Annotated in this window: 14 protein-coding genes; 10 read left to right on the top strand and 4 right to left on the bottom strand. The window is 51.1% G+C overall.

Translation table 11 applies throughout. The annotated features are described in order from the left end of the window. Positions 1-81 precede the first annotated feature (81 nt). Positions 82-378 carry a putative quinol monooxygenase gene (locus B1728_RS31250; RefSeq protein ID WP_079914352.1) on the top strand — a complete coding sequence of 99 codons (297 nt, stop codon included), beginning with the start codon at positions 82-84 and terminating at the stop codon, positions 376-378. Between the two features lie 136 nt (positions 379-514). On the opposite strand, the gene B1728_RS31255 is transcribed toward B1728_RS31250, so the two are convergent. Then, on the bottom strand, positions 515-1,396 hold the full coding sequence (locus tag B1728_RS31255) for a class I SAM-dependent methyltransferase (RefSeq protein WP_144028069.1): 882 nt from the start codon (positions 1,394-1,396) through the stop codon (positions 515-517). A gap of 118 nt (positions 1,397-1,514) precedes the next feature. After that, complete coding sequence (locus tag B1728_RS31260) at positions 1,515-1,733, bottom strand: hypothetical protein (protein ID WP_079914353.1); 219 nt, start codon at positions 1,731-1,733, stop codon at positions 1,515-1,517. Between the two features lie 277 nt (positions 1,734-2,010). Between B1728_RS31260 and B1728_RS31265 the strand changes: the two genes are divergently transcribed. The 6 genes from B1728_RS31265 (at position 2,011) to B1728_RS31285 (ending at position 7,852) form a co-directional block, all read left to right on the top strand. Continuing rightward, entirely contained in the window at positions 2,011-3,702 is a 1,692-nt protein-coding gene (locus tag B1728_RS31265; protein ID WP_483311002.1) for an alkaline phosphatase, read from the top strand. Between the two features lie 99 nt (positions 3,703-3,801). Further along, a complete protein-coding gene (locus B1728_RS31270; RefSeq protein ID WP_079914355.1) occupies positions 3,802-4,536 on the top strand; it encodes an ABC transporter ATP-binding protein in 735 nt (244 codons plus the stop codon). Then, positions 4,508-5,725, top strand: coding sequence for an ABC transporter permease (locus B1728_RS31275; RefSeq protein WP_079914356.1), 1,218 nt, complete (start codon positions 4,508-4,510; stop codon positions 5,723-5,725). The genes B1728_RS31270 and B1728_RS31275 overlap by 29 nt, the downstream gene beginning before the upstream one ends. A gap of 252 nt (positions 5,726-5,977) precedes the next feature. Continuing rightward, positions 5,978-6,709 (top strand): hypothetical protein, encoded by a 732-nt coding sequence (locus tag B1728_RS31280; protein ID WP_256865601.1) that lies wholly within the window; start codon positions 5,978-5,980, stop codon positions 6,707-6,709. A 35-nt stretch (positions 6,710-6,744) separates the two neighbouring features. Continuing rightward, positions 6,745-6,966, top strand: coding sequence for a hypothetical protein (locus tag B1728_RS35950; RefSeq protein ID WP_144028070.1), 222 nt, complete (start codon positions 6,745-6,747; stop codon positions 6,964-6,966). Positions 6,967-7,066: 100 nt separating this feature from the next. Next, complete coding sequence (locus B1728_RS31285; RefSeq protein WP_079914357.1) at positions 7,067-7,852, top strand: DeoR/GlpR family DNA-binding transcription regulator; 786 nt, start codon at positions 7,067-7,069, stop codon at positions 7,850-7,852. A gap of 52 nt (positions 7,853-7,904) precedes the next feature. On the opposite strand, the gene wsfD is transcribed toward B1728_RS31285, so the two are convergent. Then, positions 7,905-9,341, bottom strand: a complete 1,437-nt coding sequence (gene wsfD / locus B1728_RS31290; protein ID WP_079914358.1) for a glycan biosynthesis hexose transferase WsfD — start codon at positions 9,339-9,341, stop codon at positions 7,905-7,907. A gap of 428 nt (positions 9,342-9,769) precedes the next feature. Here wsfD and B1728_RS31300 point away from each other — a divergent pair, with 428 nt between their 5' ends. The 3 genes from B1728_RS31300 to B1728_RS31310 all read left to right on the top strand — a co-directional run bounded on the left by B1728_RS31300 (position 9,770) and on the right by B1728_RS31310 (position 12,239). Continuing rightward, on the top strand, positions 9,770-10,333 hold the full coding sequence (locus B1728_RS31300) for a Chromate resistance protein ChrB (protein ID WP_079914360.1): 564 nt from the start codon (positions 9,770-9,772) through the stop codon (positions 10,331-10,333). 25 nt (positions 10,334-10,358) lie between these two features. Continuing rightward, positions 10,359-10,763 carry a YkvA family protein gene (locus B1728_RS31305; protein ID WP_079914472.1) on the top strand — a complete coding sequence of 135 codons (405 nt, stop codon included), beginning with the start codon at positions 10,359-10,361 and terminating at the stop codon, positions 10,761-10,763. A 120-nt stretch (positions 10,764-10,883) separates the two neighbouring features. Continuing rightward, entirely contained in the window at positions 10,884-12,239 is a 1,356-nt protein-coding gene (locus tag B1728_RS31310; RefSeq protein ID WP_079914361.1) for a TrkH family potassium uptake protein, read from the top strand. 188 nt (positions 12,240-12,427) lie between these two features. Here B1728_RS31310 and B1728_RS31315 read toward each other — a convergent pair whose 3' ends face one another. Next, positions 12,428-12,592 (bottom strand): aspartyl-phosphate phosphatase Spo0E family protein, encoded by a 165-nt coding sequence (locus tag B1728_RS31315; protein WP_079914362.1) that lies wholly within the window; start codon positions 12,590-12,592, stop codon positions 12,428-12,430. Positions 12,593-12,702: the final 110 nt, after the last annotated feature.

A 12,702-nucleotide genomic window follows, 5' to 3' on the forward strand; every position in this document is an offset into this window, starting at 1 on the left:
CTTGAGCTGGTAAAAACGGATAATTGTCGCTGCCTTCAGGAACAATACCTATCGAAACATAAGGATATGGAGGCGCTGCAGATGATCATTGTTCACGCTGCTATGAAGGTAAACCCCGCAAAGGAAGTGGAGTTTCTGCAAGAGATCCAATCGCTTATCACTGCATCACGACAGGAAAGCGGGAATCTATCGTATCATCTGTATAAAGATACCGAAGAAGAACATTCCTTTATCATGATTGAAATATGGAAGGACCAGGAAGCCGTGATGCATCATAATGCCAGCGAGCATTTTACGTCATTTGTCGGTACGGCCAAGCAATATTTAACGTCACCTCTGGACATCAAGGCTTTTAACGGAGAGCCCATAAAGGGATAATGATATCTAGGTAGATTGAAGTAAAAAAAAGAGAAAAGCATCCGCCTGGATTCCGGGGCCGATGCTTATATTTATTTACTGGTTACGATTGAACGCCTTCTTGATTATTGAATCACTCCCTCGCTCTTTGCTTCCGTTAAACGGCCGTATACGAGACATACCAGAAGCTCCCGCCGACAAAGATCCGGAGATCGGCCGCATAAGGCTTGAATATATCGCTCAGCTCGTTGTAGTCATAATAGTTTTTGAGCACTTCATGCTTGGAGCCATCCGCCAGCTCTCTTAGCTTATACGTGTCCTCGCTATGCTCCTTAACGATCAGCTCGCCGCCTCTTCCGGGAACATACACGTTGTCCGCCATGAAGATTTCGGCCCCCGGAGCGAGCTTCCGATGGAACCCTGTTAAAAACTGATCGATTTTGTTCTTCGGCACATGCGAAAACCAGAAGTTCGCCAGCCCGAAATCAAATTGCCCCTCAATAGGCTCCAAATGATAGGCGTCGCCTTCCAGGAATGTGACTTTGCCGGAAGGCAGGTGCTTGGCTCTGGCAATCTGAATGACCTCCGGACGAATGTCGACGCCTACCAATCTTTCGGCCGATTCAGCTATGACTTGAGACCAATAGCCGGTTCCGCAGGCGATCTCCAGAACGCTTCGATCCTTGGTCAGAGACGCAAGGGTTGAACGAAGCAGGGCAAGCTCCTGCTGATAATTCGGATCGTCCCTTCGGTAGATACGTTCATACTCATCGGCCCTTGCGCCGTAATAGTCCCGCATCTTGGTGTCGTCCGCTTTTGCGGCTGCGAGCTTATCGGCCCATGTCTCACTGCGCTTGGACGACACGAGATCGCCAAAGATGCTGCCTCCGTAGGATTGATAGTTGGACAGCAGGCCGTGTGTTGCCATAACGATAAGCTGTGTCATGGATAGTCCCGTATCGTTGGCCATAGCTTCCAACTCCGATTTCACCTTGTCAGGCAAGTATACGGAAAGCCGTTTGGTTTTATCCTCTGCCATTGTTCAACCTCCCTTAATCTTCAAAATAAAATAACATAAAATATATGTTATTACAACATAAACTTTATGTTATTTATTCTGATTCATCAATTCGGAAGACGCCGGCAGGATCTCCATTTCAATCAGCTGCTTCATCATTTTCGAGCTGCTGTGGCTGCTTCGAATCATTAGGATTCATCCCCGGGTTAGTCTGCTTATCCATCTTCTCCAGTATTTTTCGCAAAGTCGTATTAATGTTTAATAACGCCATGAAAACGAAGCCCAGCATAATAAAAGTAATGATTTCACCTGTATAAACAGATACACACGCCAGGAAAATAGCATAAAGCACATACATGACATTGTTGTACTCCTTTCGGAGGAAATTCAAGATCGGCACATCCTTTCAATGATAATTTGGTTTATTTTACCATACACATTGGACTGACTTCACTAAAGGTTTGTTTACGTTCGTTTAACATTATTCGTGAATTTTGATATGCGGAAAACATTTCTTCTCATTCCAGCAAATCTTTCCTTCCTATAATGAACCATGTATTCATCGAACATTTTGAATCGTATAAACGGAGGGGAATTTTTTGAAAAAGGTGTTCAAGCAAATAGTCGTATCCGGAATGGCGCTATCCCTGCTTCCGGCATTAACCGTAGGCTCAGCTTTTGCTGCTGACACGGCTGCTCCTGCTCAAGCGGCCAAATCGAAAAATGTTATCGTTTTGATCGGCGATGGAATGGGTCCTGCCCAAGTATCGGCGGCTAGAGATTATTCCCGTCACTTTTTGAACAAAAATCATTTGGAGCTGGACTCCTACTTCGTGGGTCAAGCCACCACATATGCAGACCGCGGTGAAGACGGCGGCGTGATGGTGTCCGGAGAGGTTACGGACTCGGCATCGGCCGGTACCGCCTTTGCTACGGGACATAAAACCTATAACGCGGGGATCAGCGTATCGAATGAAGACGTCTCCAAGCCTTTCGCTTCCGTTATCGAGGCTTCGGAGAAGGTCGGAAAGTCGACCGGTCTGGTGACAACCGCAAGAATTACCCATGCTACTCCTGCGGTGTACGCTTCCCACGTAAGAAATAGAGATAATGAGAGCGCCATTGCTTCTCAATATTTGACGGACCAAGAAGTGGATGTGCTGTTCGGCGGCGGTAAGCAGTTTTTCCTGAGTAAGGAAGAGAAGGGCAAGCGTACGGACAAAACGATCATCCCGGACTTCGAGGCGAAGGGCTATAAAGTCGTGTATGACAAGCAGGGCCTGGAAGGTCTGAACGCCAAGGACGGCAAAGCGCTCGGCCTGTTCGGCAATTCCCATGTCGACTATGTGCTCGACCGCAATGAGTCGGTACCTAGCTTGGCAGATATGGCTTCCAAAGCGATCGAGATTTTATCCCAAAACCCTAAGGGCTTCACGATGATGATCGAGGGGGGACGGATCGACCATGCCGGTCATGCGAACGATCTTCCGTCTGTCGTGCAGGAAGCGCTGGATTTTGACGCAGCGGTTAAGGTTGCTATGGATTTCGCGAAAAAAGACGGCAACACTTCCGTTGTGATCACGGCTGACCATGAAACCGGCGGATTGTCCCTATCCCGTGACGGTGTATATGAAATTAATGTAGATGCATGGAATAAGGAAAAGCAATCGTCCGAAGTGTTCGCACCTAAGCTGAAAGCAGCCAAAAGCATCGAAGAAATTAAACAACTGGTATTCGAAAACACGGGCTTTAACGATTTGACCGATGAAGAGGCGGCTTACATCATGGCTGGCGACGGTACCTCCTACGCTCAAGAAGGAGCATACAATGCGGTCATGGCTAAAAGATTCATGGTCGGCTTTACCGGTCACGGCCACTCTGCAGTAGACGTTGGCGTATGGGCCTACGGACCGATTGCCGATATGGTAAAAGGCCAAATCGACAATACGGACATCGCGAAGGCGGTTGCCAAGGTAGCTAACGTGGACATTGACGGAACTACGACCGAGATGCAGGCTCAATACGTATACCCTAAGTTTAAAGTTACCCGTGACAATACGGTGCTGTATCCGGCTAGAGCGTTGTCCGAAGCATTGGGCGTCAACGTATCCTGGGATGAAGCGTCCAAATCGGTCGTGCTGACCAAAGACGCTAACAAGGTCTCCATCAATGTAGAAACATTGGAAACAGCTAGCAACGGTTCGGCAAGCAGCTTCAAGGCCAATATGGATAACGGACTGCTGTGGCTGTCTCTGGATGCATTCCAGCAATTAACGGGCAAGCAGCTGACTTGGGACGCTTTGTCCGAGCGCATCAGCTTGAAGTAATTATGGTTGTGGAGGATAGGCAGGGGACCCGTTTCCCCTGCCTATTTTACCCTATAGGGGAAGCTTAGCTTCAATACAGTAAAGGGGTTGAAGGTCCAGATGATCACTTTGACGAATGTGCGTAAATCTTTTCTTTTGGACGGAGTGGAATCTCCTATTTTGCATATTCCTCATTGGTTCGTGGATAAAGGCCAGCGAATCGCGCTAATCGGCCCGAGCGGCAGCGGCAAGAGCACCTTGCTGCATTTGCTGGGGGGCGTTCTTGCTCCGGACAGCGGGGAAATGACTATAGCCAGTCACCCTCTGCACCGGTATTCCGAAGCGCAAAGGGACCAGTACCGGGCCAAGCAGGTAGGGTATATTTTTCAAGACTTTCATCTCATTTCATCTCTGACCGCGAAGCAAAATGTGGAGCTGGTGCTGCCGAGGGAGTGGAGCAAGCAGGAGCGGGAGTCCCAGGTGAACGACTGGTTTGAGAGAGTGGGCTTATCTCACAGGAAGCAGCATTTGCCCTCCCAGCTGTCCAGAGGCCAGCAGCAGCGGGTGGCGATCATCCGTGCATTGATTCATCGGCCTCCTTTTATATTGGCGGATGAGCCGACAGGAAGCCTGGACTGGGAAGCGGCCGGCTCCATCATGCAGCTGCTGCTGTCCTTATGCGAGGAGGAAGAGTCAACGCTCGTGACGGTGACGCATGATTTGCACTTGGCAGAGCTGTACCCGGTTCAGGTCCATATGGGCGAAATCAATATGCTGCTTCGTCCCGGACAGGGACGGCCGTTCAATGGGGAAGGAGGGGAGCCGATTGAGTCTGCTTCACTTGCTATGGCGTAATATGCTGCATCGCAAGACGCTGTCGCTGCTGACGATGTTTTCCGTCGCGATGACGGTTGCGCTTCTGGTGTTTCTGATTCTTTGCAGCCAGGGCGTGGAGCAGGGGGCGGAAAAAGGCTACGGACCGTTCGAGCTGACCGTCGGGGCCAAAGGCAGCCAGACGCAGCTGGCCATGAACACGTATTATCATGTAGGTGCACCGACGGGAAACATTCCCTATGAGGTGTTTGAACAGCTCCAAAAGGAGGAGCAGGCGGAAGCGGCTTACGCAATGACGACCGGAGATAACCTAAACGGCTACCCGATTGTCGGTATTGATGCCCGGTATTTCCTGACCCGTTACGGCGATAAGAAGCTGGAAGCAGGCACAGTGTACGGAAAAACGGGGGAAGCAGTCATCGGCTCCCATGTCGCCAAAACGCTCGGTCTTCATGTCGGGGACACATTCCATGGAGGTCACGGTCTGGTCCATGAAGCGGAGCATGAAGGGGACGAGGACGAAGAGTCCCATGAGGAGCATGAAGCGCATCACAGCTTTGCTTACAAGATCGTCGGCATCTTGCCTCCGCTTCATACCTCGGATGACCGGGCCGTATTTACTACGCTGGATTACGCTTGGGCGGTGCACGAAAGCCAGCAGGGGGCGCATAAGGATGTTACGGCCGTGCTGATCAAGCCCAAGACGCTGCTTGGCGCACAGACCCTGAAAAACAAATACGATCGGATCGACAACGTTCAGGCGATTTATACGAGCAAGGCAGTTGCAGACGTTGTGAATATGGTGGATAAAGGCTCGCAGGTGATCAGCATCGTGACGCTATTATGCGTTGTGCTCGCAGCCATTTCGATCCTGCTTTCTTTAACGGCGGCGGTCAACGAGCGCAAGAAGGATGTCGGCCTGCTCCGGCTTATCGGCAAATCCAAATCGTTCGTATGGATGTCGCTCTTGGGAGAAGGACTTCTGTTGACGGCAATAGGGCTTGTTATCGGGCTGGTGCTCGGCCACGCAGGCAGCTATGTAGGCAGGGATCTGTTGTTTGATTTCTCGGGAATTGCGTTGGATGTATGGAGCGTGTCTGCCTCCGAATGGCTGCTGATGCTGGGGACGTTGGCGGTAGGAGCGGCAGCTTCCGTAGGACCGGCGTTAAAAATGTACCGTGTCGATCCGCTGCAGCTGTTCCGTTCGTGATCGCCGACAACGGCCCATGATCAGATTGAGGGAGAGACAAGAAAGGAGAGATCTATAATGGAAGTGAACGAAGGTGGCGTGAAAGTGCAGAATCACGCCATGGCTAGGGGCGCGCGCGGACGCAAGCGCGCCGGGGCGAAGGCTGCGGCCGCCGTGCTGGTCGCGGCAGCGATGCTGGCCGGCTGCGGCTCGAAGCCGGCAGCGGACCCGTCGGCGGCGTCCTTCTCCGCCGCCGCGCCCGCCCCTTCTGCGGTGCCCGCCGCAGAAGGCAAACCCGCGGACTCGGGCGCTGCGCCGAGTCCGGCTGCCCCGGCCGCCACGCCAGCGGCGGCCGAAGCAGCACCGCCCCCCGCGCCGCAGGCGGGGGGCGAAGCGAGCCCATCCCCGGCGCCGCAGGGGATGGCAGCTCCCGCAGCGGCAGAGGCAGCGCCTGCCGCAAGCGCAACCCCGGCTCCCGCGCAGCAGGAGCCGAAGGTCGCCGCCGCCGCGCAGCAGCCTGCGGCGGAGCCCGCGCCCACGCCGGGGGCTGAGCCAGCCCCGGCCGTGGAGCCGACACCGGCGGCGGTCGAGTCGCAGCCAGCCGCCACGCCGACGCCGGCGCCTGCCTCCAAGCCAGCCTCGAACGAGCTCAAGTGGTCGGAGTTCTTCGATGATGACAAGCAGACGACACCGTCCAACAAGTTCTGGGACTTGAACGGCAAGACGGTGCAGATCAAGGGCTTTATGGGCGAAGTATTGTCCTTCGACAAGCATTGGTTCCTGCTTATCCCGCAGCCTGGAGCGGAATGTCCGTTCGATAACGGTGACGAGACGTATTGGAACAAAATTATGATTGTATTCGTTCCGAAGGATACGAAGCTGCGCTATACGTCCGGGCCGCTGCAAATAACAGGCAGACTTGATGTCGGTATTAAAATCGACGAGTCCGGCTACAAAACGATGTTCCGGCTGTATGATGCCAAATTCGAAAAAATCAAAGAATAGCTATGCCGCAGCTGCAGCCTTCGAGGAGCGTTTCCTTGAAGGTTGTTTTTTTGCAAATTGAAGCCAAAGTCTTTGTGGAGCAGTTGGTTGAAAGCACCTGTTTTGTGCGAGCGATGCAAAATAGGAGGAGGGGCTATGCCACGGAAAGGGAGACACCGCCGGATTATATTGGCAGCAGTTCAAGCTTTGAAGTTTCTCCAACAGATTCCCCTATGGTGGGGATTTTGTTGTGTTTGACGGTTGGGTTCTGGTCCTGACTCTGCATTTGCAAAAAAATAATATGGGCGTGCTCTTAAACAGAACAGGGAAATGGTATAATGCTCATAAGCTGATTTTTATCGTTGGAGGTATTCTCAAGTGTCATTAGTCGGAGAGGAACGGAAGGACTTTATTCTTAACTTGCTGAATCTGGAAGGAAAGGTCAAAACCGGAGATCTGGTAGATAAACTGAAGGTTTCCTCCGAGACGATTCGCAGATACTTGGAGGAGCTTGAGGAAGAGCATAAGCTGAAGCGGGTATACGGCGGAGCGGTGAAATACAATTTGCACCGGGAGGAAGCGTCCCATATCCATCGGGAAGTAACCCGCGCCGAGGAAAAGAGGCTGATTGGACGAGCCGCTGCGACCCTGGTAGAGGATAACGACGTCATTTTCATCGATGACGGCTCGACGACGCTGCAAATGATACCGTATTTGCAAAATAAGAAGCATATTACGGTGCTGACCAACTCCATTGCTGCACTTACTTTGCTGATTGAATATAAGAACAAGGATTTGTATTCGGGCAGCATTTATTTTATCGGCGGCAAGGTCGATTCCAAGCAGTTCCGAACGACCGGCACGACAGCCGAGAACACCGTGGAATCCTTTTATGCGGATAAAGCATTCATTACGATCGACGGCATTATGATGGGCAAAGGCATTACAAGCTTTGACGAGGAACGCGGTCGGCTTGCAAAGAAGCTGATCGAGCATTCCAAGCGGAGCATCGTCCTGACGGATCATTCCAAATTCGGCAATGTGCGGTTCTACAAAATGGCTGATTTGAAAGAGATCGACATTATCATTAGCGATGTGAAGGCTCCAAGGGAATGGGAGAGCTATTTATCGGAAAACGGCGTGGCGTGGATTCACGCGGAATAGCTTTGAAATAGAGCAGCAGGGCTGCCGACACAAGCCGGCAGCCTTGCTGTGCCTAATGGCCGGATTTCCCGGACCGGAAGGCTCTCAGATTTACCAGCCGATTAACCAGCCACGTTACGGACGCAACCAGCATCATGTCGAAGCAGACGTTGAACAGGAACAGATGCTTTCCTATATCCGCCATACCGTCACCTACAACCGGCACCATAAACCCGATGATGCCTACGAAGCCTATCAGCATCATAAGCTCCGTTCGGATTCGGGCGACTCGGTTCTTGCGGCGAATGTATTCATAAATCGCGACAGCGTAATAGGCGGCGTAGAACAGGGCTATAAACAGCAGGGAATTCGGTATATGGGCATTCTTGAATTGACTCCAGCTGCTGAACCGGTAGTCCAGCGCTCCCGGCGGCTTGTTCTCCTGCTTCAAATAATTTCCCAGATAGTACGGCCGGATGCTCATACTGTTGTTCGCCGCAAATTCCAATTTATCTATGAACCGGGAGGTATGCTGAAGATAAAACAACAGCACATCCTTGTGCGATATCCGGTCATAAAAATCCGGCTTCATGGAAGGAGCGTCCTGCTTGATCGGCGTATCCGTCTGAAAATAGTTCGTACCGGCCAGCACAGACAAATGCTCGGGTAGACCGAGCGCTTTAAGATCTCCTTTGACATCGGGAGACGCGTTCAAAATTCCATAGAACACGGTCTGGTACATATTGATGTTTTTCAGCCCCTTGGGGGCAGCCATATACATTCCTGCCGAAATGACGAGCAGAGAAACCGACAGCCAGATCGTTAGACGGCGCCAGCTCGGATCATGACGGAGCGTCAGGAAGCGAAATCCGAGCATCCCGAACAGAATCCCTACAGGGGCGTTCTGGATTTTGGAGCACGTCAGGAAGAAGAACGAGACGAAGCTCAGCCAGAGCAGCTTCCTTGAAGGCTGCTCCTGATTCAGTAGGGCCAGGCTAAGACCAGCTGACAGAAGCAGGAACACCAGCGAGACAGGCTCGCCATACAGCGAATGGAAATAGGCGATATAAGCGATATCGTAGAATACATACAACAGGGCAGCGGCAAGCACTATGCCGACGACAGCGGACTTATACTTATTGTGTCTGACAATAATATAGGTCGCAGCGAGCAGCAGGAGAGCAAACAAGGTCCCAAGCACACGAATATCAAACGACGCCGGCGAGACAACCAATCCTATCAGACATGCCGCAGCAACCAGAATGATTTGGGTGGATGCGTAAAAGCCGCGGAACCATTGCTCATACGCAAAATACCGGTGGGCAAAGGAGAAAAAGCGTTCGTCATCAGACTCCCCTGGGACTCCGTAATCGAGTCCTATGCTCCCCATCACCCGCAGAAAATCCCCGTTATCCGCAACGCCGATAAACGGCCCGGTATACAACAAATAAAGGAGAATACATAAGCCTGCCAGAACGGCGCACCATTCGCAGGTTACCCATCTTTTCATGCTTTATTCGACACTTCCTTTAATTGTGCCTGGAGGGCGGAGTGGCTTCCTTTCTCCGATTCATCTTGGGCATTGTTCTTTGTGGCAGCCTTGGTCTTCATGATGCCGTTGGCCGCGGAACCAAGCTCTTGCTCGATTAAGTAAAGCGATCTACGCTTAACCTCCTTATAGATTTTGCCAATATATTCCCCAATCAAACCAAGGGATATTAATAGGATTCCCCTGATCAGCCAGAACGGGAGCATGAACGAAGTCCAGCCGGAGACTACATGTCCAGAACAATTGGAGAACAAGGAGTAAATAGTAAGGTTCCGTGCCTCCTATATCGATAACGAATCTTTGATAGGTTTATTACAAAAAAATGAAACAATTGTTGCATTTTATTTTCTAGAATAGTAATCTGAAATCAACGGAAGGGGGAGCCGATATTGAAGCCGGTTTGTTCATGGATTGTTTTGTCTTATAAAGTGCCGTCCGAGCCATCGACCCTTCGAGTCCGGGTGTGGCGTACCTTAAAGTCGCTTGGAGTCGTTTATCTTCAACAGTCCGTTTGCGCAGCACCGGATACGGTTGAGGTGAGGAAAAAAATTCAATCGCTGACAAAGCTCATCGAAGCAAGTGAGGGAGAGGCGCTCCTGCTGGAGGTCCGTCAGTTTTCCGCGTTAACGGAGGAGGAGCTCATCGGAATGTTTAACCGGCAGCGTACGGCGGAATATGAGGAATTTCTGGAGGGCTGCCGTCACTTTGTACAAGAAATAGAGACAGAAACCCTCAAAGGAAAGTTCGCCTACCATGAAGTGGAGGAGAACGAGGCGGAGCTGGGAAAGCTGAAGAGATGGCATAAAAAAATTGCCAAAAGAGATTTCTTCTCCTGTGCCGCTTCTGTGGAAGCAGTGAAAATGCTGGATAAATGCGAACGAACCTTTGCCGCATTTGTGCAGACTGTTTATGCTACGGAAGGCCATGCCGAAGGGGAAATAGGCAAACAATAGGTGCGGGAGGCAAAGGGGAATGGATATGGGAGAAGCCAGAGTGTTAGGGAAGTTGAAACAGAAGGCAAGGCAGATCAAGCTTCATCTATTCGTCCTGTGGCTAGCCTACAAGGATCCGAGGGTTCCTTGGTATGCCAAGTGGTTTGCGGCATTGGTACTGGCCTACGCTTTCAGTCCGATAGATTTGATTCCGGACTTTATTCCTGTCCTGGGCTATGTGGACGACTTGATACTCGTTCCGCTGGGCATTGTTCTCGCACTCCGGATGATACCGGCGCCTGTTCTAGAGGAATGCAGGGAAAAGGCGGAGGAAATAAGAAAGCACGGCAAGCCGAAAAATTGGTGGACGGGGGCGCTGTTCCTTTGCGTGTGGGCTCTGGTTCTCCTATGGATCGGAAAATACGGCTACAGCCTGTTCTTTGCCCGATAGCCGCCCGGACAAGGCTTGATCTCGAAAATCGTCAAAAAAACTTGATTCATGGAGAACTTTTCCTTATGATAATGTAAAATCATGAATTGTCCATCCGTCCGCGGATTGAAGTGAGGGAACATGCTGCAAAAGAAAACACATAGACCGAGATCAGCGGTGCATTCCATTGTCATCGCTTATTTCATCGTTATTTTTATCGTCACGGTCCTCCTGGTACTGCCGATCAGCCTGAAGCCCGGGGCGACGCTCTCTTTCATGGATTCCTTGTTTATCGCGGCAAGCGCTGTGAGTGTTACGGGGCTGACTACGGTAAATACAGCGGATACGTTCAGTCATTTCGGGACGGTAGTGCTGATGATCGCTTTCCAATTGGGCGGTATCGGGGTTATGGCAATGGGCAGCTTCTATTGGATCTTGTTCGGCAAGCCAATAGGGCTATCCCAGCGCAAGCTGATGATGATCGACCAGAACCGGTATCATTTGTCAGGAATGGTCCAGCTGATGAAGCTTATTATAGGCATGACGCTGCTATTTGAAGGGATTGGCGCGATCTTATTCGGGTTTTACTTCTACTTCAGAGGTTACTATGCTTCGCTGGCGACAGCGTTGTATCACGGGTTGTTCCATTCCGTTTCGTCCTATACGAATGCGGGCTTCGATCTGTTCGGCAATTCGCTGCTCGATTACTCCAATGACGTGTACGTACAGCTGATTACTATGCTGCTTATCGTTCTCGGGGCCATCGGCTTCCCGGTATTGGCCGAGGTGAAGGAATACCTGTTTGGCGGGCACAAGAAGTTCCGCTTTACCTTGTACACGAAGTTGACAACGACGACCTTCGCCATCTTGCTGCTTTTGGGTGCCGCGGGCGTATGCATAACGGAGGGCTCGAATTATTTTGCGGGGATGCCTTGGTACGAGATGGTGCTGCATTCTGTGTTTACTTCCGTGACCTCGCGCAGCGCAGGGCTTGCGACCATGAATCCGGCGGATATGACGGAGGCAAGTCAATTGCTGGTCTCGATGCTCATGTTTATCGGGGCGAGCCCGTCGAGCATGGGGGGAGGCGTACGAACGACGACGGTAGCTATCATCGTGCTCATGATTATAACGTTTATGCGCGGAGAAGAGGAAATTCGGGTGTTCGGGCGTTCGGTACGCCGCGACGACATTATCAGAAGCTTCGTGTATTTTATGACAGGCCTGCTGCTGTCCGTCACAGGGGTGTTTATTATCCTTATATCGGAATCGCACCGCATCAATCTGGTATCCGTTATCTTCGAGATCTGCTCCGCATTCGGGACCTGCGGGTTATCAACGGGAATCACGAGCGATCTATCCGGGGTGAGCAAGCTGACGCTGATTGTTTTAATGTATATAGGAAGAATAGGCATGACCCTGTTCCTGACGACCTTCACTCCGACCAAAGCCAAAGCGGACGTCCATTATCCGGAGGAGAAGTTGATTATAGGGTAGAGGTTCGTAGGAAGCCTATTTGAAGGTGGATAGAGCAGTTAAAGGAAGGGCAAAATTGTCCTTCCTTTTTTGGTTTCTATTTTCGGGGCTCCCCGCAAGCAGCTGAAGCAGCTTTGAAGCCAAAGCTCCACTTTGTGGGGTTAACAGATGCGGTCGAACCGAAGTGAATGGAAGGGGGGCGATGTGGTTTATGTTCTGCATTCCGCTTGTTTGGAATTGAACTGCAGCAGGAGCAGAAGAACGTCCAGTTCCTGGCTAAGAGCAATCACTTCTTGATCGCAAAAATTGTTCTTTACGTTTACGAGCTCTACCAGCCTCGCCCTGAGTATCTCCACTTGTTCTGCCAAGTCCATGATCAATAAATCCCCTAACCTTCAAAAATCTTACATCCATTTTATCATGACTGCTGTGAATAGGAAATCCGGTTAATGGAGAACATCCATTTAACTGTTTTTCCATAACT

Origin of the sequence: Paenibacillus sp. 32352 (genome assembly GCF_002042965.1) — a bacterium.
Taxonomy (GTDB): domain Bacteria; phylum Bacillota; class Bacilli; order Paenibacillales; family NBRC-103111; genus Paenibacillus_S; species Paenibacillus_S vulneris.

Excerpts from the sequence above, each read along its gene's own strand:
- B1728_RS31250 (WP_079914352.1), top strand. The coding sequence starts at position 82 with ATGATCATTGTTCACGCTGCTATGAAGGTAAACCCCGCAAAGGAAGTG.
- B1728_RS31260 (WP_079914353.1), bottom strand. The coding sequence starts at position 1,733 with ATGTATGTGCTTTATGCTATTTTCCTGGCGTGTGTATCTGTTTATACA.
- B1728_RS31310 (WP_079914361.1), top strand. The coding sequence starts at position 10,884 with ATGCTGCAAAAGAAAACACATAGACCGAGATCAGCGGTGCATTCCATT.
- B1728_RS31305 (WP_079914472.1), top strand. The coding sequence starts at position 10,359 with ATGGGAGAAGCCAGAGTGTTAGGGAAGTTGAAACAGAAGGCAAGGCAG.
- B1728_RS31315 (WP_079914362.1), bottom strand. The coding sequence starts at position 12,592 with ATGGACTTGGCAGAACAAGTGGAGATACTCAGGGCGAGGCTGGTAGAG.
- B1728_RS31255 (WP_144028069.1), bottom strand. The coding sequence starts at position 1,396 with ATGGCAGAGGATAAAACCAAACGGCTTTCCGTATACTTGCCTGACAAG.
- B1728_RS31265 (WP_483311002.1), top strand. The coding sequence starts at position 2,011 with ATGGCGCTATCCCTGCTTCCGGCATTAACCGTAGGCTCAGCTTTTGCT.
- B1728_RS31270 (WP_079914355.1), top strand. The coding sequence starts at position 3,802 with ATGATCACTTTGACGAATGTGCGTAAATCTTTTCTTTTGGACGGAGTG.
- wsfD (WP_079914358.1), bottom strand. The coding sequence starts at position 9,341 with ATGAAAAGATGGGTAACCTGCGAATGGTGCGCCGTTCTGGCAGGCTTA.